This window comes from Paracerasibacillus soli (genome assembly GCF_042432965.1).
GTDB classification, from domain to species: domain Bacteria; phylum Bacillota; class Bacilli; order Bacillales; family Amphibacillaceae; genus Paracerasibacillus; species Paracerasibacillus soli.
The window spans coordinates 191,763-210,919 of the sequence record NZ_JBHLWL010000017.1 but is presented as its reverse complement, the minus strand read 5'-3'; the positions used below and the strand labels follow the sequence as shown (position 1 = coordinate 210,919).

The 19,157-nt window shown below is 36.5% G+C and carries 15 protein-coding genes and 6 pseudogenes; 13 read left to right on the top strand and 8 right to left on the bottom strand.

Features of this window, described 5'->3' with window-relative positions:
* The first annotated feature begins 64 nt into the window (after positions 1–64).
* From ACFFIS_RS05935 to ACFFIS_RS05925, 3 genes are all read left to right on the top strand, one after another.
* On the top strand, positions 65–1,486 hold the full coding sequence (locus ACFFIS_RS05935; protein WP_390186575.1) for an ATP-dependent nuclease: 1,422 nt from the start codon (positions 65–67) through the stop codon (positions 1,484–1,486).
* A 360-nt stretch (positions 1,487–1,846) separates the two neighbouring features.
* The gene (locus ACFFIS_RS05930; protein WP_390186574.1) at positions 1,847–2,617 is read left to right on the top strand and encodes a hypothetical protein; all 771 of its coding nucleotides are present in this window, start codon (positions 1,847–1,849) and stop codon (positions 2,615–2,617) included.
* Between the two features lie 308 nt (positions 2,618–2,925).
* A complete protein-coding gene (locus ACFFIS_RS05925; RefSeq protein WP_320380520.1) occupies positions 2,926–3,312 on the top strand; it encodes a hypothetical protein in 387 nt (128 codons plus the stop codon).
* Positions 3,313–3,464: 152 nt separating this feature from the next.
* On the opposite strand, the gene ACFFIS_RS05920 is transcribed toward ACFFIS_RS05925, so the two are convergent.
* From ACFFIS_RS05920 to ACFFIS_RS05905, 4 genes and pseudogenes are all read right to left on the bottom strand, one after another.
* On the bottom strand, positions 3,465–3,710 hold the full coding sequence (locus ACFFIS_RS05920) for a hypothetical protein (RefSeq protein ID WP_320380519.1): 246 nt from the start codon (positions 3,708–3,710) through the stop codon (positions 3,465–3,467).
* Entirely contained in the window at positions 3,707–4,123 is a 417-nt protein-coding gene (locus ACFFIS_RS05915) for a hypothetical protein (RefSeq protein ID WP_390186573.1), read from the bottom strand. The genes ACFFIS_RS05920 and ACFFIS_RS05915 overlap by 4 nt, the downstream gene beginning before the upstream one ends.
* A gap of 289 nt (positions 4,124–4,412) precedes the next feature.
* Positions 4,413–5,630: pseudogene (locus ACFFIS_RS05910) on the bottom strand (pLS20_p028 family conjugation system transmembrane protein); the annotation flags it as partial.
* A 65-nt stretch (positions 5,631–5,695) separates the two neighbouring features.
* Positions 5,696–6,151, bottom strand: coding sequence for a DUF8208 domain-containing protein (locus ACFFIS_RS05905; RefSeq protein ID WP_320380515.1), 456 nt, complete (start codon positions 6,149–6,151; stop codon positions 5,696–5,698).
* A gap of 1,026 nt (positions 6,152–7,177) precedes the next feature.
* Between ACFFIS_RS05905 and ACFFIS_RS05900 the strand changes: the two genes are divergently transcribed.
* The 4 genes and pseudogenes from ACFFIS_RS05900 to ACFFIS_RS05885 form a co-directional block, all read left to right on the top strand.
* Positions 7,178–7,363: a carbon storage regulator gene (locus tag ACFFIS_RS05900; protein ID WP_320380513.1), complete on the top strand. Its 186-nt coding sequence runs from the start codon at positions 7,178–7,180 to the stop codon at positions 7,361–7,363.
* 79 nt (positions 7,364–7,442) lie between these two features.
* Positions 7,443–7,649: pseudogene (locus ACFFIS_RS05895) on the top strand (flagellin N-terminal helical domain-containing protein); the annotation flags it as partial.
* A 266-nt stretch (positions 7,650–7,915) separates the two neighbouring features.
* Positions 7,916–8,791, top strand: a pseudogene (locus ACFFIS_RS05890) (flagellin N-terminal helical domain-containing protein); the annotation flags it as partial.
* Between the two features lie 382 nt (positions 8,792–9,173).
* A pseudogene (locus tag ACFFIS_RS05885) lies at positions 9,174–9,287 on the top strand (flagellin); the annotation flags it as partial.
* Positions 9,288–9,741: 454 nt separating this feature from the next.
* Here the strand turns inward: ACFFIS_RS05885 and ACFFIS_RS05880 are convergent.
* Together ACFFIS_RS05880 and ACFFIS_RS05875 are read right to left on the bottom strand one after the other, a co-directional pair.
* Complete coding sequence (locus tag ACFFIS_RS05880) at positions 9,742–10,593, bottom strand: DNA endonuclease (protein WP_390186571.1); 852 nt, start codon at positions 10,591–10,593, stop codon at positions 9,742–9,744.
* 203 nt (positions 10,594–10,796) lie between these two features.
* Positions 10,797–11,279: a hypothetical protein gene (locus tag ACFFIS_RS05875; RefSeq protein ID WP_390186569.1), complete on the bottom strand. Its 483-nt coding sequence runs from the start codon at positions 11,277–11,279 to the stop codon at positions 10,797–10,799.
* 497 nt (positions 11,280–11,776) lie between these two features.
* Between ACFFIS_RS05875 and ACFFIS_RS05870 the strand changes: the two genes are divergently transcribed.
* The 6 genes and pseudogenes from ACFFIS_RS05870 to ACFFIS_RS05845 all read left to right on the top strand — a co-directional run bounded on the left by ACFFIS_RS05870 (position 11,777) and on the right by ACFFIS_RS05845 (position 17,547).
* Positions 11,777–12,997: a hemolysin family protein gene (locus tag ACFFIS_RS05870; protein WP_320380508.1), complete on the top strand. Its 1,221-nt coding sequence runs from the start codon at positions 11,777–11,779 to the stop codon at positions 12,995–12,997.
* A gap of 213 nt (positions 12,998–13,210) precedes the next feature.
* Positions 13,211–13,571, top strand: a pseudogene (locus ACFFIS_RS05865) (response regulator); the annotation flags it as partial.
* A gap of 101 nt (positions 13,572–13,672) precedes the next feature.
* A pseudogene (locus ACFFIS_RS05860) lies at positions 13,673–13,894 on the top strand (winged helix-turn-helix domain-containing protein); the annotation flags it as partial.
* Positions 13,891–15,831, top strand: coding sequence for a HAMP domain-containing sensor histidine kinase (locus ACFFIS_RS05855; protein WP_390186568.1), 1,941 nt, complete (start codon positions 13,891–13,893; stop codon positions 15,829–15,831). The pseudogene ACFFIS_RS05860 and the gene ACFFIS_RS05855, both read left to right, overlap by 4 nt.
* Positions 15,832–15,975: 144 nt before the next feature.
* On the top strand, positions 15,976–16,815 hold the full coding sequence (locus ACFFIS_RS05850) for a polysaccharide deacetylase family protein (RefSeq protein WP_320380502.1): 840 nt from the start codon (positions 15,976–15,978) through the stop codon (positions 16,813–16,815).
* Positions 16,816–16,851: 36 nt separating this feature from the next.
* Positions 16,852–17,547: an N-acetylmuramoyl-L-alanine amidase family protein gene (locus tag ACFFIS_RS05845; protein WP_320380501.1), complete on the top strand. Its 696-nt coding sequence runs from the start codon at positions 16,852–16,854 to the stop codon at positions 17,545–17,547.
* 219 nt (positions 17,548–17,766) lie between these two features.
* On the opposite strand, the gene ACFFIS_RS05840 is transcribed toward ACFFIS_RS05845, so the two are convergent.
* A complete protein-coding gene (locus tag ACFFIS_RS05840; RefSeq protein WP_320380500.1) occupies positions 17,767–18,255 on the bottom strand; it encodes a DUF4188 domain-containing protein in 489 nt (162 codons plus the stop codon).
* A 163-nt stretch (positions 18,256–18,418) separates the two neighbouring features.
* On the bottom strand, positions 18,419–19,054 hold the full coding sequence (locus ACFFIS_RS05835; protein ID WP_320380499.1) for a lysozyme inhibitor LprI family protein: 636 nt from the start codon (positions 19,052–19,054) through the stop codon (positions 18,419–18,421).
* Positions 19,055–19,157 lie beyond the last annotated feature (103 nt).

Sequence of the window (19,157 nt, the reverse complement as noted above, 5' to 3'; positions counted from 1 at the left end):
CTCCAGCTTCCCCCTTAGCGACAGTTGCTAAGGATATTTTCTACTGAAGTGGTTCAGTTTTCAAGTGCGATGGTGGTTCAATTTTAGAGTACCATATACAGAGTCATTTATTAATGAATTAAATGAAGACATTACGTTTATATTAATACCTATCGATAGGGATAATAAAGAAGTGATTTGGAATGAAAATTCTTTATTAAAACTTCTGTTAAGTGAACACTTTGAGAAGAGTACGTCTAGAAGGGATAATTTAACGCCAAAAGTAAAAAGAGTTGCTAGTGAACTAGAAAGAGTAGGATTAATAAAAATTCAAGAGGCTATTGAAAAAAAATATACTTTAAATAAAGACTTTAAATTTGTATTTAATTTTGATAGCCAAATAGATTACTCTCTCTTACTGGACCAAATAAATATTGAAATTAATGAAAAAGGATTAAAATATAATATCACAGAAAGCGGCAGTGGAATACAAAGTCTCACAATTATAGCGATGTATAGATATTTAGCCGAGTTAAGACACAAAAATATAATGTTAGGAATTGAGGAGCCAGAAATTAACTTACATCCTCAGGCCCAAAGAGAGTTTATAAAAGGTCTTAAAGAGTCTAGTAGTGAGGTAGAATCTCAAATTATTTTTACGACTCATTCCTCTATTATTGTAGACCAGTTAGAACATGAAGAAATAGTCTTGTTTAGGAAGGTTGAAGATAATATTAGGGGATTTAAGACAATCGTTAATCAAATTCCAAATAATTTTTTCGAGCGGTATAACTTACAGGAACAACAATATTATAAATTTTACAGATATAAAAATAGTGATTTTTTCTTTTCGGACTTTGTTATTATTGTGGAAAGTTCAATTGATGCTGAAGTGATAAAACTCTTAATGAAAAAAGAGAATATGGATTTAGACTTAACAGGTATAAGTATTATAGAGCTAGGGGGAGTAAAGAGCTTAGATTATCCAGTATATCTACTTAGTAATTTGTCTATACCAAAGCTAATAATTATTGATAAGGATTTTTTTGTTCCATATTTAAACGACTCCCTTGATGCAAGTAGAGATTCTAACGGTTTCCCAAGATACAGATATCAATACAAAAATGAAAGCCTAAGTCTTATAAATTATATGATTCCTAAAGAAAGTAAAAGGGATCAACTATTGAATTTATTAAAAACAAACCATAGCAGTGCATTAAATTTACTTGAAGAATACAATTTGATCTCTATGAGATATTGTTTAGATATGGATTTGATTAGCTCTCAGGAAGCAACAAAACAATTTTATGATATTTTGAATCTTCAACTGACAGGAGATAACTCAGTAGATAGAAAATTTCTGATGACCGAGAGAAAGAAAGCTGTTAAGAAAATACATTATATTTTAGAAGTAATTGATAGATTACCGCATAGGAACCTACCTAATTCATATAAAAGAATAAAGAAAGTTATCGGAAACGCTATTAAAGGTATAGAAAGAGCATAAGGGAAAACTGCTATCACTTTCCGTGATAGATCAGGCAGAGCCTGACGTTTTATTGATATCAAAATAATAGATTTTGTCACACAGCTGTGACGATCGGATGTTTAACTGTCACGGGCGTGTGACAACTTTATAAAAAATGAACCCATGAAATTATTAGGCTCTGCCTGATCCTACACGCCCAGTGGGGACAAATTTCCCTTATGCTCTTCTATTGGTTTTTATGTGGATGGGAGACATTATTATTAAGACATTGAAACAAAGAGGCCGAAAATTTATAAAAGACTTTAACGTGATTACATAAACGAAATGTATTGTAATAGTTCAACAATCCATCCGTTATACGGAGAAAGGAGATTGCTGTTGATTGAGCTTAAGGTTACTAAACCAGATATTGGTACAAAATCCGGAGCAATGTACTTCAGTTCAACTCTAAGTGATTTGGATTTTTTCTTTTTTATTATCGATACTGTTTTGATTGGTGATTATATACCTTACCATGCTAAAAAAACATTAGAACTTGCAGATGATTTAGTTACCGAGAGTGAAGTTGCAAAAAGTCCAGAAGAGTTAATGCAGACAAAACCCGGAAATCGTGTAAAAAAATTAAGAAAGCATTCGCAGGAGTTTATAGAAATGATTTATAGTAGACAGGTTGATAATTTCCAAACTTATATTGTCAATTTAGTGAGAGAAATATTAAAAGTACAGCCTAATATTCTACATAATAATCATCCCCACATTTCAATTGCACAATTATTGGAAGTGGAATCAAAGGATGAACTAATTAATGAAGTAATTGAAAATAAAGTATCATCTTTAGCTAATAAAGGTTTTGGACATATTGAAGAATGGTGTAAAGCGTCTGGAATACCTTTGACAGTAGATAGGGATTTAAAAAGTAAACTAAAAGAATTTATTGCTATAAGAAACATCATTGTACATAACCGTTGTATAGTTGATGAAAAATATTTAAGAGTAGCTCCGCAAAGTAAATATAAAAAAGGTTCAATACGAAAACTTGATGTTGATGATCTGTATGAGGCAATAAATATTTTTAGTGAGATTGTAAAACATACTGATAAAAAATCCATCGAGAAATTTAATTTAGAAGAGTCAAGGCTCAATAAATAGGATGATATAAAATACCGGTCACACCCTCTTAATAGGGATATGTGTCCTGTATAGTAAAATCGGGGAAATTTTATAAGCTGGGAATTATGACTATTGAAACAAAGGGTTGGGGTTAAGTGGGGGAACAATTAAGACCGAACGAAAATAAAGTTGCTTTTCTTAATTTAGCATACAATGGATTTTATAATTTATTTGAAGAAGTGATGTCAGATGAATTTTAGGAAAATGATTCTTTTTATCGATTTACTAAGATTAAAAATGGTTTTGCTATTTACTCAGAATTACTCAATTACGAACCGATACAGTGTGTGCTTGACAAAATAAAAAACCAACGACCTCAAATGGAAGTGGAGATAGGAAAAGAATTATTTAAATTTATTCGAAACGTACTCTTGCACTTCCCTTTTTTTGATAGTTGGGACGAAGTATGGATTAATAAATCTATTATTAATTGGTATAGAGAAGGTCAATCTATAGACCGTTTCTTAGCTGAATTCTGTGGAAAAGAGGAAGTGAAGTACAGATTTTGGGAAGAGAGTAAAAAAGAAATGACTTATTTGACTATAAGCTTTCCAAGTGAATATTCAAATGGAGCTAAAATATATCTTAAAGATATTCTTCATGAAAAAGATGGAGTAAAGTTCTCATTTATATTAATGAAAAAAATTATAGATACACAAGTTGTTATAGAATAGAGCAATAGTGTAAAGAAGGATAACTGCTTTCTGAGTTTAAAAAGTATAGGTGCTTGCATAATAATGCATGAATTTTCGTTCGCTAAATTCAGGGAATTTTGACGTAAAATTAAAATACCACGCTCCTATTTTTCTAGAAACGTGGTTGGGTTTTATTTTCGATTTTGAATTGTAGTCTCGACTGATTTTAGACATTGTCTACATAGATCAATCGCTTGTTGAATCTCCTCATTCTTTGTTTCAATCAGATGACGTAGTTGTAAGATGTCGTGCTGCATTTTAAAGGTTACAAAATAACTGTCGGCAAATAATTCAAGCGCTTTGTCTATATCATGATCGACCATCTGTTTAATGTCAGCAGCTGTAAACAAATCAAATTCTTTATACTTGTAATTCATTTTACTTTCGAATCCTTTCTCTGTTTCATCTTGGTTATTCTGCTACGGACAACTTCTTCGGTATGGGTTAGAAACTCAGTCTTATACATATCCGTTGTCGGAATGTGTCGTACATTTTGGAGTTGCATATAGCCCTGCAATAATTCAATTAATATTTGTGTGTTCCTGTCCGTGTTATTTGTTCCTAATCGCACCCTATTTAATTCATATGAAATTCGTTCTTTTACGATCTCGGCAACTGTATGGGAGATATATTGCAGATTCCAATGGTTCTTTTTCAGTTCCTCGTGTTCCTCCAAAATGGCGTCTAATGCTTCGCCAATGTTGCTATAATCATTGGTAATCTGGTAGTCTTCCAGATACTCGTAGTTGACGTTTCTCACTCTTGCACGAAATTGATGTTTGTTATTCATACTGTCCCATCCTTTCAAAAGAGAATCAAAAGAGTTATTAGAAAAAAGGGAGGCATCATGTTTTCGATTTCAACTTCTGCCTACTAACCGTAATAGGAATCTGATACGAGCTTGGTCTGCGCTTGATTGTAGAAGCAGACACCTGTTGCTGTTTTTCTTGCCCTGAGACAGTTCTATGAGAAATTTGGGTCGATTGGACATTTACTTGGTCGGTATGCTGTACGTTCTGTTGAACGGTCACTGCATGAGTTGTGGTTGAAGTGTCTTGAACATTGCTGCTGTTCCCAATCTAAACTGTGCGAGCTGCTGTGTTTGTAGATTGTTCGATTTCATTTGTCACATCAATGTCTGTCTGAACACTTGATCGTTGTGCAACCTGTACCTTTTGCGAACTATGCGAGCCTTGAGTATTGATTGATGGGATGTTACATTCTAGGCTTGGTTTAGATGGATTTGTTGTACCTACAGTTGAAGCACTGTTTGACAACTTTCTTGAGCCTTGTCCGTGTTCAGACACACTGTCTGATCTAGATTCCCTTTGCGATTGATGAATGCCCGCCTGGCCAGTCCCAATACTTGTTCTGCTACGTGCAGACACCCCTTTATCTGCGTCGTTAGGCGAAGGCGCTCTCCGTTCTTTTCTCTGTCCTGGCGTCTGTTCATTGTCTAGTTGAGAAGAGATGCTTTTTGACGCTGTGCTTTCGGATGTTCCTACCGATTCATCATGTCGGTTATCATTATTGCTAGAGGAAACATTCTTACTGTCGTCATTTGCCCCTGTTGAATTACTCATGCCTGTTTGAAATCCATCTTTCGACGCTGCGTTAGGCGAGGGCGCTTTTGAGTTATTTCTTCCTTTGCGGTTGCGATTCCCGAACTTAGCCATTGAATCTTTTGTGTTGCTAAGTCTGCCGCCCGTCATAAAATCAGCACTTTGTGCAGCAAGCTTTCTGGTGCCAGAAACTAATTTGCTGCCTGCATACGCTCCGGCGAGTATATCCCATCCATTTTTCAATCCAGCATCAATGCCGAATAGTCTTTCAACAATATTCGGTCCATCAATAACTGCTAACGAAAAGGCGATTAACGCAATAAGATAGGGGAAGGTATCTAACGATTCTTCCAAATAAGCTGTACCAATCATATACACCTTCATTGATAGAAAAATAAGGATTGTGGCAACGAAGGTGTTTAATATCGCCTGTATGACTTTTTTTGTTTTCTGCCCGTCGTGAATATCGGTAGGTGCGACAATCAGAGCCACTATATAATTGAATGTTAGTTCAAAGAACAACTTCGCCAGCTTGAGAGAGATGGAAAATAGGGTAAAGGCAATGACCCCTAACGTCACAAAGATGGTGAACCAGTTGATGAAGTAACGAAAGTAATATTCATTGTTCCACTCGAGCCCTGATTGATCTAATTTTTCGGCACGATATTCCCCGGCATCGTTAAAATAAAGTGTGTATTTGGAAATCTCCTTTCCTTCACTTGAAATATCTTCGGTATCTTTTCCGTACTTTTCCCAACGTTAATATTGGCAATTTTGCTGGGGTGTGCTGTTCGGTACATTTAGTTCAGTCGAAGACAAATTATTTTTGTGACTTCAGTTAAATCGACAACTTTCCTGTGTATCACCAAACCACTCAATGAGGAGTCGTCAGTCTTATCCATTCCGGCGTTTAGAGTAAGAATGACCATTAGGGTCAAAAAAAGGTTGAACGCTATTCCTTCACGATTGAACTTCTTTTGGAAGATTAAGAGATAGCCTGTATAAAGCAAAGAAAAGGCGAGCAAGATGTATAGAAATGGTTTGATTGAATCCATAAATGCTACAGTTTCAGGGTTATTATAAAAGCCTTTGACCAACAGAATTTCATCTGTCAGCGTCTCCGGCTTATCGACAATCCAAGCAAGCCTTTTGATGAATACCCATCCTATGCAACGAATAATGTCTGTGAAGATATTAGAAGTGCTTAAGTAGTCTTGAAGTTCCTCAAGCTTTCGAGTGATTTCTTCATTACTCATTGGTCGCACCTTCGTTCATGGAATCAATAAAGTATCGTAATACCTCTTGCTGGCATAGCCCTTCATGAGTTTCTAATTCGTATTCTCCATAGACCTTCCTGCCGTTCAGATAGTAAATGGCAGCCACATGTTGCATATCAAATCGGAAAGGGTTTTACTTAAACCATCGTGATTCTGGTTTTCACCGTCATTACGGAAGGCATTAAAAGTAAAGCACCTTCCTCATTTTCTAGTCATGCCTTTTTTGTTTCATCTAAGAATGGAGCATCGGTTTCATTTGTAATGATAACGAAACGTCTTTTTTGCCATCTAACATCTGCTGCACATCATTAGTCCGTGGCTCTGGTTACACAATGTTGTAAACAGCGCTATACTAAAAGCAATAACAGTTGCTCTAATAAGCTTCATGTGATAGCCCAAATATGTTAAGTAAGTTAGTATAAGCCCTCTCTGAAAAACTGTGGTCACACATGTGGTTATCTTTTTCATCATCAGAGAATGATTCATCATTTAGGATTATTTATCGGTTTTCTATGAAATGTTGATATAACGGTATTACTTTGTGGCTATTTTAGAGGATTTTAGTGGCTAACCTACGGGCGGCATGATGTAATAAAAAGCATCCAATGTCCCCAAAGGTGGATTATGGATGTCGCAATATAATAGGAATATCCCCTCAATGTTCACCTTTTGATGAACGTTGGGGGATTTTTGCATTTTGCCCCTGCTTTACTTGTAAGCACCTTCCTATAGAGTCATGCGAAACATCAATGGAATACTCTCTGAATCTGTGAGAAAGGTTTGAGGTTTTGTTTGATATAAGTGTCGGGTTATCACGATTAACAGATACCTACACGCACCAAAATATTTTACGAATAAAGTGTTTAATCTTCTCCGTAGCGTGCCGATAAAATAAACAAGGCAGTAAGATATAAAATTTAGCAAAAGGTTAAACTTTTTCAACAAAACGCTAAAGGTTGAAAGAAAACTGCCGATAATAAAGATGTAACATCAAGGAGGATGGACATGGCACTAGTCGTAGGAAGAAAAGCAGGAGAAGCGATCATTCTGGACAACAACCAGGATGGCTCCAAGCTTCGTATTGAAGTGGTCAAGGATGACGGTATGCTTCGCTTGAAAATTGAAGCACCACAACACATCAATATCTATCGTGAAGAGATTTACGAGGAGCAACGCAAAAATCGGTTATAATCTGACAAAGTCAGGTTGTAATATATAGCAGGCAAACGGATGTGCCTGTAAAAATACAATACACGGAGGTAGATTGATCATGATTATCAATCACAATATTGCAGCACTTAACACGCATCGTCAATTAAGTGCTAATAACGGAGCAGTACAAAATTCATTGGAGAAACTTTCTTCAGGCCTTAAAATTAACAAAGCTGGAGACGATGCAGCAGGTTTAGCAATTTCCGAAAAAATGCGTGGACAAATTCGTGGTTTGGAGATGGCTCAAAAGAACTCTCAAGACGGTAGATTAATAATGCCGCTCTAAGTAGCAATACTTAGTTGAAAACTCCGTGAATTCGGTGGAACCCCAAACCACGCTAGCAGTAAGCGGATGGTGGGCAATACCGAGCCGAGCCTAGTGAATTGAGAGTAAGATGTAGCTAGGAAGGTGTAACGATCAGGTAGTGAGGATACAGACCGATAACCTACCCACGAGCGCGGGGCATCCTTTAAGGATGAAGATATGATCTGAACTTTATGGAAACATAAAGAAGCAGTGGATTAAATGCCATTGCGATAACAAAATTGATTTCTCTAATCCAAACTGCGGAAGGTGCATTAAATGAAACACATGCAATCCTTCAAAGAATGCGTGAATTGGCTGTTCAAAGTTCTAACGATACAAACACGGATTCAGACCGTGGAGAATTGCAAAAAGAATTGAATCAGTTGAACAGTGCATTGAACGATATCTCTAAAGATACCGAGTTCAACACAAAGAAATTACTTGATGGTAGTTTTGAAGGTACTTTCCATGTTGGTGCAAACCAAGGACAAAGCCTTTCTATCAGTATTGAAAAGATGGATGCTGAATCATTGAAGGTTAATGGATACAGCGGAGATGCTGTAGAATTAACTGGTGTAACTGGCGTTAAAGTGTCTAATAATACAAACGCAGAAGTTAAAATCAACTTCACAACACTTGGTGATGAAGATGCAGATGCTGTTGAAAAAACTACAGCAAAGCTCAATGAAGATGGAAGTATAACGGTTACACTTGCTCAAGAAGCTGGTAAAGGTACTGGTAACGGGGCTGGAGCTGTAACTGCAACACATGAAGATGTGGTTAACGCGCTTAAAGGCATTGGAAGTATCACAGTAGAAACTGATGATAGTTATGATGGAACTGCTAAAGTTACTGGAGTAACAGCACCAACTGAAACCACTGTAACTGCAGGAACGGTTGATTCTGAAAAAGGTATTAATATATCAAATCAAAAAGCTGCTGATTCTGCAATCACAACACTTCAATCAGCTATTGATACAGTTTCTGCTGAGCGCTCTAAACTTGGAGCTGTTCAAAACCGTCTAGAGCACACTATCAACAACCTAGGTGCATCTGCAGAGAACTTGACTGCAGCAGAATCACGTATTCGTGACGTAGATTATGACTTAGTTGCTGCGTAAACTGGTAACAACAGTCACAGTCGTCCTGGCTGGAAACGGTCAGTGATTACAACTGGGTGAATTGCTGGAAACCCCTTATAGTTTGTCTTGCCACAACGCAGCTGGAAACAGCAAACGTGAGGGCTTTGAAAAAAGACAAGATTGGGCAATCAGCAGCCAAGCGCCTGTGTCGAAAGACTGGCGAAGGTTCAACGACTAGGATAGACCACCTAACGCTCTTAAAGTCAAGGTGATGAAATCCGTAGGGAACTGGAAGAGCCGCAATACTTCCAGCAACCCGAAGTGCCCAGCCCCAATTCGAAGCGAGTCTTCGGAGGGTGAAGATATAGTCTGGTCATTTGTGAAAGCAAATGTTCGCACGATGGCGAAGGAAATGATGAACTTCACTAAGAACAACATCCTTTCTCAAGCGGCACAAGCAATGTTAGCTCAATCCAACCAAATGTCTCAAGGAGTATTACAGCTTCTAAGGTAATGGGTGGAAGGGCGTCTGAACTGGCAACGGGTCAGATGATTACTGGGTGAATTGCTGGGAATTCCTAAAGTGTCTTGTACCACAACGCAACTGGAAACGGCAAACGTGATGGTTTGAAAAACAAGACAATGTAACAATGGACAATCAGCAGCCAAGCGCCTGTGGCGAAAGCCTGGCGAAGGTTCAACGACTAGAATGCACTGCCTAACGTTTTAAATAACTATGGCAATGAGATTCGTAGGATGATGAGATCGCTCACCATTCGAAGCGCCCAGCCTCGGCAAGTAATAACTCCGGGTGAAGATATAGTCTATTCTGTGATTGAAAGACACAGCGGCAAAGCAAGCCAACCAACAGCCACAAGGCGTACTTCAACTTCTACGCTAATTGGCAAACATATTTACAAAAAAAACCTCCCCTTCGGCATGGCCGGACGGGAGGTTTTTTTCTAAATTTATATGATTAAACCTTCCTTTCGTAACTCACGAAATTTATAAACAACCGACCAATAAGAGCGACCAATCTGATCTGCAATATATTGATCGGTACACCCATCTATTTTTAGTGCAATCATTTTTTCAATTTCCATTTCATCATAGTTTTTAAAGCGGTTATGGTCGCTGGTAATTACAGTATAGTTAGGATAGGCTTCGTTATAACGAGCTGTTTCGATGGAAAGCCGATGCTGCCAGTTAGTTTTGTAATACATGGATGGACAGGATGAAGTAATATCCTTGATTAAGTCCAGATAGGCAAAGGTTTCCCTTACAGATGTTGTTCTAAGGATGGAGCCAAATCTATCTTTCCGTTTTCCAATTTTTAAATTAATATTAAAGGTATTCCCGATGTAGGATTTTAGTGTAACAAGTTGCTCTTGGGGATAGTTTTGCAGATATAAGTAAATCTGGGGTGTTATATAAATTTTCTTCTTGATGTGATTAACTCTATTTGTAAGGCTCAGCGTCCCATCATCCATATAAAGAATAGCTAGGAAGTGTGGTAACTGACATTTTTTGATTAAATCAAATGGGAGCTTCTTCTTCCCTTCGTCATCATAAAAATATGGATACAATTTGGTGAAAATCTCACAGGAACGAGATCTGAGTGTATTGCTTTTTGGTGTGAGATACAACAAATTAGGAAGAAAGGATTTTTTCCATATACGGTAAGGTTCTTGTTGTTTGCCGTAATGCTCACGGTAGCTATTATTAATACTTCTACTGTAAGGATAGATCTTAGTGATTTCCCCATCGCCGATAATGCTGGCTATTAGAACGTTAAATTGGACTTTGGTTAGTGTCTTCACAAATAATTCTTCTCCTATCATTTTAACTATATTATACATGAAAAATAATTAATTGGGAACATGCGTTTTGTTTGTGGTGTATAATAACCACAAAGATGTAATTTAAATTCTACGCTATTTAATAGCATATTCATTTGGAGGTAAGGAAAATGGTCATTAAAAGCGGAGGACAGGAATACTCGTCCACCACTTAGAACTGACAATTATTTAACTGGAACTATGTGTACTCTAAATAAGAAGGCGTTAACGGAGTCTTCTAATTTAAATTGTTCCTGTAACTTAATATCGACAATCACAGATAAGGGATTTTTCTTTGAGTCATATATATCTATAGTCATTTCTTCAATTTCCTTCTCGAGGCTGTCTAGTAACGTGTTAACATCAAGCTGATTGGTAACCTTATTTAAAACCAAAACATCCTTAATGTCTTTTGAGTTTATTCCATATTTTTTGTCACTTAATAAATGCAAAGCGAAGATAACAGCTTGTTGATCCAGTGTTTCATCCGGAAATGAAGGGCTTAACATTCCCGCAACCGTTCCATTATAGACCATCTGTACTTTTGTTACATTAACTAAGGAATTCCATCTCTCAGCTCCCCATGCAATTCGATATTCTGCATTTTTTGGGTGCCCACCTGTCGCGGGTACGAAAATAGATCTTTTAGGGTTAAATACTCTTGCCATGTTTAAACAACTCCATCCTTATTATTTACCATTGGTATATTTACAGTGGTCTAAAACTTGTAGTGATACACCAATGAATATATATCAATATATATTTTATTCAAATAGAATAATTTTATCTTAAGAGTGTTGTATTTTGTTTTTAAGCAAGAATATATAAGCCTACCTACTGAAAACGTGCCACATGGTTCTATCTAATCACGTCCCTTTTTATTCCATGGCTAAAGTTTTAGAAATCGATTCATAATAAAATGCCCAACCCCAGGATATCCACTCACTTTTAACATAAAGATATGAAATAAAAAGGGAAAATTGGAGAATTCATCAATTTTAATCTGACAAAAGTTGTATGACATCGGGTGTAATTAGTGAATAATGAGTGACAAATAGTAAAAAGAGGTTTATTTTTACAGCAACAAACTATGCAGTTTTCTATTCTTAGTCTATAATAAATTATCATAAATTTTTGCAGTAGATATAACAAGGAGGAAACATAAGTGATCATTGCGATCATCGTCTTATTATTTATTTCATTTTTCTTTTCGGGAAGTGAAACAGCACTTACAGCTACAAATAAAATGCGACTACAAATGAGGGCAAACAACAACGACAAAAAGGCACAAAAGCTTTTGGATCTTGTTTCGAAGCCTAGTGAATTTTTAACAACGATATTAATTGGAAATAACGTTGCTAATATTGTGATGCCTACACTTGCTACAACATTGGCTATTCAATATGGATTTCATGTGGGGATTGTTTCAGCTATTTTAACGGTCGTTATTATTATCTTTTCCGAGGTAGTACCGAAGTCAGTTGCGGCAGCATTTCCAGATCGAATTGCATATGTTGTTTATCCTGTCATACGTTTTGTCACTATCATTTTTAAACCGATTACGGTTGTATTGAACTGGATGACAGGGCTAATTACAAAGGCACTTTCTAAAGGGCAACCAGCAAGTGTCTCCATCTCAAAAGAAGAATTTCGGGCAATTGTGGATATTGTTGATTCGGAAGGGACATTCCAAAGCGATGAATCATACCGCATAAAAGGTGTGTTGGATTTTCATAATTTGAATGTAAAGGACGTCTTAAATACGCCGCGTGTTGATATTGTCGCCTTACCTAATACCGTAACATATGAAGAGGCGCGGGATATTGTCATTCAAAATCCATTTACAAGATACCCGATATATGAAGAAACAATCGATAATATTGTGGGGATTTTCCACTCTAAGTTTTTAATCCAATGGTCAATGGAACCAGAAAAGTCGTTACAGGCTTTTAGTGATAATGATCCATTAATTGTGTATGAATCACATTCTATTGAGTGGGTTTTCCGTCAGATGATGAAGGAGAAAAAACATATGGCCGTCGTACTTGATGAATATGGCGGAACGGAAGGTGTTTTAACGCATGAGGACATTATCGAAGCGATGATTGGGTTAGAAATTGAAGATGAAATGGATATCGAAAATGAGCAGCTTGTTGAAAAATTAACAGAAACAGAAATCATTTGTGATGGGAAAATCCCATTATATCGGTTAAATGCTATTTTCCATACAGAAATACCGGAAGATGAGGATGTGCTTGCCGGGTATTTGCTAAAGGAATTTAATGATTATCCCGAAAAGGATGACGTAATTGAAAGAGAGAATTTAACGTTTAAAATATTGGAGATTGAAGGCAGATCTATTCATAAAGTGCAGATTATTAAATAATAATTGTAAGGAAGAAATGCCGTGGGAGAATAAAGTAAATCCCACGGCTTTTATAATACTCGTTTTACATAAACAATCGCCCTCATTAGGTATTTTTTTATACCTAGCCCAAATCTATCTACGTTTTATTCATAACGCATTTCTTTATCTCATCTTTATATTCATTTGCTATATTGGTAATAAAGACTGCCTTAATTTAAAGGAAGTGATGGTATGAGTGCGACGATACTTATTGTGGAAGATGAACAAATATTAAGGGAAGTTTTGAAAGACTACTTTTTAAATGAAAACTTTCATGTGTTAGAAGCAAAGGACGGTAAGGAAGCTCTACAGTTATTTGGTGAGCAACAGGTAAATTTACTCATTCTGGATATTATGTTACCAGAAATGGATGGCTGGTCCGTTTGTAGGCGTATTCGCAAGATGTCTGACGTTCCAATTGTGATGTTGACAGCTCGGGCGGAAGAAGAAGATACGCTATTGGGCTTTGAACTTGGTGCAGATGATTATGTAACGAAACCGTATAGCCCAGCGATTTTATTAGCACGAGCGAAGCGACTGTTAAACAGTCGGCAACAAAAGCATCATATGAAGGAAAAATATTATGAGTCAGCGAATGGAATAGCGATTGATTTAGTGACTAGAAAGGTTTTGGTGGATGGTAATATCGTTGAGTTGACTTACACGGAGTTTGAAATATTATCTTACCTCATACAAAATGCAGGAAAAGTCATTACTAGAGAACAATTGATTATAAAAATCTGGGGTTATGAGTATGTAGGGGATGATCGAACGATTAATACACATATACGTAATTTGCGAATGAAGCTAGGAGAAAAGGCTGGCGCGATAAAGACGGTTATTCGTATAGGGTATACATTTGAGGACACATTATGAAAAGTAAGATTGCCTTGAAATTATTTGCGTTAACAACATTACTTTGTCTGTTTATTTTAGCAATAATCTTTGTAGGACAAACTATTTTATTTAAATACTATTATGTATATAAAAAGGAACAAGATGTTCAAGAAGCTATCCAGCAATTTGAAAGTGATTATCGAGAAGCTTTAGGAGATACTGAAAAAATCCACAAGCTAGAACGAGCATTGTATGAAAGTCATAATACGTGGATTGCGATGTTGAATCAACATGGCAATTTACAAGATGTAGACTTTTATATTGATGTTCAAGTTGATCGTTGGCAAGGGGAAGAAATTCATAAAAAAAACGTTCGTATTCCATTACACTTTATGGTAGATCAAGAAGACGTACAAACGAATAGTTTTCCATTAGAAGAGGGGATATCTATTAGTTTATATGGGATTGAAAGGGAATCAACGATCATTCCGTATCTTATGCAACACTTTAATGCAAACTTCCAAGAAATACCTATGGACTTTGATATTTCAACTTTTACAAATAATCAAGAGGAAACATTTCGCCTGGAAAACAAAGCTTTAAGAAAAATAGCAGCGGATATGTTCCACAATGAAAGTTCAGATCAAATAGCCGAAGATGTATCACTATTTCCGGCTATTCTTGTCGAAGAGGGGGAAGGAATTATTTTAGCATCCCCCTTTAAAAACTATCTATATAACGTATCTCCCCCGTTCATTGGATTGATAGGTACAATAACACAAGTTCATCTTCCGGAAAAGCGCGATTATACCGCTCCAATCTATATGAATAGTCTATTTTTGGACCGTGTTAAAAACCTTCAGGCGGATATTTTAAGTAATGAAATAGATAGCGAACGTAGTTATAAAATTGATGAGGAGTTTAACGGAATTCCATATAAAGTATTTATTGAGCCGATTCATTTAGAAGGAAAAACAATGTATCTGTTTGCTATGACATCGTTACAGCCTGTGGATGAAGTGTTATATATCTCAAATGAATATTACCTTTATTTTACTATATGTGTCATGATATTGATTTTATTTGCCTCTTTCTATTATTCAAAAAAGATTTCACGTCCATTGTTAAAGGTAAACCAAGTGACGGAAAAGATTGCTAATCTAGACTTCTCTGAGAGCGTTACGATAAAGTCAAATGACGAGCTAGGAACATTGGCTAACAATATTAATATACTTTCACAAACATTGCATGATTACATCCAACAATTGCAAATGGACATCGAGAAGGAAAAGCAACTGGAAAATACAAGGAAGGAGTTTATATCTGGAGTTTCCCATGAACTTAAAACACCATTAAGTATTATGAAAAGTACGATATCGATATTGCATCACGATATAGCGAAGGAAAAAAGAAGTTACTACTTTCAGGCATTGGAGCAAGAAGTTGACAAAATGGACCGTTTAATAGTTGATATGCTTGAATTAGCAAAATATGAATCCGGAATATATCAATTGGAAATGGGCAGTTTTTATATTGATGAATTAATTGAACGTGTTTGTAAACAACTGCGTATAACTGCAAGCAATAATCAAATTTTCATAAGAAAAAATATTGCTTCGATGCAAGTGATAGCAAATGAACATCGAATCGAACAAGTCATGACTAACTTTTTAACAAATGCCATTCGTCATTCACCAAGGAAAGGTACAGTTTTCATATCTGGTTTGGACCGGGGGGATTACGTAAAGGTATGTGTAGAAAATGAAGGTGAACCGTTAGAACAAACGAAAATGGATAAAGTTTGGGACCGCTTTTATCGTGGTGATGTGGCACGCCAACGTTCAAAAGGCGAGACTGGGCTAGGTCTTGCAATATGTAGAAACATTTTGGAATTGCATGGAGTTAAATATGGTGTGGAGAATACAAAAAAGGGTGTTTTATTTTATTTTTATTTGCGTAAAGTAGACAGTGAATAAAAGCTGTTATGTCCATATATCGAGATGGACATAACAGCTTTTTTGTTTCTGGGAATCTTTAAATAAAGTATATTCCATCTTTATTCTATCTTGATATGAAACCCCTATGCTTATTATCAATATAAAAAGAAGTGGGGGAAATGAGTGCAACTGAAGCAAAGAAAGATACATAAAAATAAACGAAATCACTTTATTATAATACTAATCTTTTTAGTTATTTTATTTTATTTTGTAATCGAAGTAGGAATGCATACTTATTATAAATGGAATGGTAAGGATGCTTCGTTAGCATTAAGTGTAGTGGGGGATGCGCCGAATAAAGATTCACGTATTAGTGTGAAGGATAAGGACGAAATATTGAGAGTGAAGAGCAAAAAGGTAGTCTATTTAACATTTGATGACGGTCCAACAAAATGGACCGGTGCCTTTTTAGACATTTTGCAAGAACATAAAGTGCCTGCAACCTTTTTTATGCAAGGAAGCAACTTGGAAAAAGCTGTGTTTCAAAATGATGTAAAACGTGCTGCGGAAGAAGGGCATTATATTGGTGCGCATAGCATGACACATGAGTATGACGAGTTATACAAGCGAAGGCAATTCGTTCCGGAGATGTTAGCAACAATTGATTTAATTTATGATATTACAGGCACAAAGTCCACGTTAGTTCGTGCGCCCTATGGATCTCTGCCAGGATTAAGAAATGATGCGATTTTATCGCAGATTATGGAAGCAAAACTTAGAGTGTGGGATTGGACTATTGATTCCCGGGATTGGGATGTACAAACGAGTCCTGAAGAAGTATTAGAATATATTATGGAAGATACGAAAAACGATGTGGAGATTTTGCTATTACATGAGAAGAAACGGACGTTAGAAATTTTACCTCAGATCATTGCTTATTTTAAGGAGCAAGGATATTTGTTTGGTGTTTATTCAGACGCAAAACATTTCCCGTGCAATTTTATGGAAGACGAGAGGCTCTAAGTCCAGTTTTATGAATAAATAATAGAAGGGGAATATATGAAAAGGCGAATACGAACACTTTTATTAATCATAGTTTTTCCTATCGTAACGGTTGTTGCAATGAACCTAGTCAATGCAAAAGAGGATATTCAGCCAGTAAAAGTAAATACGAGTAGTAAGGAAGAAGTGGTTGTGCAAAATAAAGGGAATCATTTGGGTGATATAAACGTAATCATAGACCCAGGGCATGGAGGTAACGATGGTGGTGCAGTAGGGGAATATGGAACACTTGAGAAGGATGCAACATTAGAAACGGCGAAGAGAATAAAAGCAACATTAGAACAAGCGGGGATAAACGTTAAGTTAAGACGTAATGGAGATGACTTTGTTGACCGGAAAGAGCGGGTGGCGATGGCGCAGGGGGAGCAGGTGGATTTATTTATTAGCATTCATTACGATGGATTTGAGCAGGAAGAGGTAAAGGGAATTACTTCCTACTATTATCACGAACGGGACAGGAAAATAGCACAATTGGTTCACAACTATCTATTTAAGGAGTCTATTGAAACGAGAAATCGCGGTGTATCGGAAGGGGACTACTTTGTTTTACGGGAAAACAGTGTACCGGCCATACTGCTAGAATTAGGATATATAACGAACAAAGAAGATGAAGTGCTCATTCAATCCGACAATTTCCAAGAAAGTATTTCAGGAGCAATTAGAGATGCCATTATAGACTATTTTCAAGGATAGAGTATGTTTGTGTCACTTTACGATAAGGTAGTCTGAAAGGAGATTCATAGATAACTAGGAAAGGATATGCGACTAGTCGTTGATAGTTAGGATAGTCATGATATTGCATTGAATCCCGGGTATTGGAGAGATGAAGTTAATATCGGAATTTGTGAAGAAGTTATAGTGCAGGAAGCGGCGATTCAACTCGAATAGCCGCTTTGTGGTTAACATTTCCTGTTATCTCATCGAATCATGATGTTGAAGGCGCCTTCGAGCTGAGATGCGTTCTGGGGTAATCGGAATATGCTTCATTGCTTTAGCTAAACCATATAAGGGCATGTTTCCGTATACAGATTCGTAATGTCCCTTTTTTATTACGTATGTTTCGTGGTAAATGCCAACCGTGTCATTATCCCCAACCTTCTTGTTGAAGTTCTTCCATGCCGTCAAATGCGTTCCCTCTTTTGAATATGCAAGCAAATCATCTAATGACCGCCAATATTGAATCATAATGGTTGTTCGCAGACCAAAATAATTTTCTAATGACAAAAAGCCTAACTCTTCTTTACGAGTATAAAGTTCGCGAATCATTCCTGGCATGGCATGGAATACAGGAAGCCATTTATGAATGGCCCAACGTTTATTAATTCGCATTCCGATTAGAAACACAACAACATCATCTTTGTTTTCCGTTGTATAGCGTCCAGTGAAAATTTGTTTAACCATTTCCCCCACCCTCCTTTAAAAGTTAAAAAGCCAAGAATTGCATATGGCGTGTCAGTGTATTTCTTCCAAGGTGCCCATCTATCTATATGATATATATCAATTTGATATATAGTATAATGAAAGAAGAATCTTTATAAGTGGCAACAAAAAGGCCAAATGACAACTACACGTCACTCGGCATATATTCTCCAATTAACTCTAAGCATCTTTTTTCTGTAAGATTATTCTCCGTCTTTACATACTCATATTGTTCCAATGTCCCACCCTCATATTTAAGGGAGGCCTTCTTTGCAGTTTGATCGCGGTAATGAATCCATTCACGCTGTTCCTTTCGAAGTTCATCCATTTTATCTGTTGGGAGATGATCCTGAAGGACACCATAAACTTCATTTAGCAATCCATCAAGCATGTCGTATGCATCCCCTTCGACTTTTTTCAAAGCAAGTGTTGTGTCATCCACCGGATTATCACGCATTTTCTCCACTTTTTTACTTACCTCTTCTAACTTTTGGAGATATTGTTCCTTCTTGCTTGCTTTGTGATTTGAGGAGGTGTTTCCTTTTTCTACCGCCTTTTCTTGGTGTGAATCAGCGTTTTCATTATTACCGTCATGATCTGATTTATCGTTCTGTGTATCATCGTGAGTATCAGCGGTTTCCGAAGAAATATTTGTAGTACGCTCCTTGTTGTCCCCTTGTGCTACCTGCTGATGTTGTGACTGTTTCTCCGATGCGTGAGAGCCGCATGCTGCCAATAATAGAAGACCGACTATACTTACAATTACAAATGTCCTTTTCATTAAAGTTGCCCAAACCTTTCTTATCCAATTTACATAATAAGAATTTCACTAATTGAAATACTTTCTTTCAACTTTAACATAAATTCTCCAAGTCTATCACTCA

Excerpts from the sequence above, each read along its gene's own strand:
- ACFFIS_RS05900 (WP_320380513.1), top strand. The coding sequence starts at position 7,178 with ATGGCACTAGTCGTAGGAAGAAAAGCAGGAGAAGCGATCATTCTGGAC.
- ACFFIS_RS05840 (WP_320380500.1), bottom strand. The coding sequence starts at position 18,255 with ATGGTTAAACAAATTTTCACTGGACGCTATACAACGGAAAACAAAGAT.
- ACFFIS_RS05905 (WP_320380515.1), bottom strand. The coding sequence starts at position 6,151 with ATGAGTAATGAAGAAATCACTCGAAAGCTTGAGGAACTTCAAGACTAC.
- ACFFIS_RS05915 (WP_390186573.1), bottom strand. The coding sequence starts at position 4,123 with ATGAATAACAAACATCAATTTCGTGCAAGAGTGAGAAACGTCAACTAC.
- ACFFIS_RS05845 (WP_320380501.1), top strand. The coding sequence starts at position 16,852 with ATGAAAAGGCGAATACGAACACTTTTATTAATCATAGTTTTTCCTATC.
- ACFFIS_RS05875 (WP_390186569.1), bottom strand. The coding sequence starts at position 11,279 with ATGGCAAGAGTATTTAACCCTAAAAGATCTATTTTCGTACCCGCGACA.
- ACFFIS_RS05835 (WP_320380499.1), bottom strand. The coding sequence starts at position 19,054 with ATGAAAAGGACATTTGTAATTGTAAGTATAGTCGGTCTTCTATTATTG.
- ACFFIS_RS05920 (WP_320380519.1), bottom strand. The coding sequence starts at position 3,710 with ATGAATTACAAGTATAAAGAATTTGATTTGTTTACAGCTGCTGACATT.
- ACFFIS_RS05855 (WP_390186568.1), top strand. The coding sequence starts at position 13,891 with ATGAAAAGTAAGATTGCCTTGAAATTATTTGCGTTAACAACATTACTT.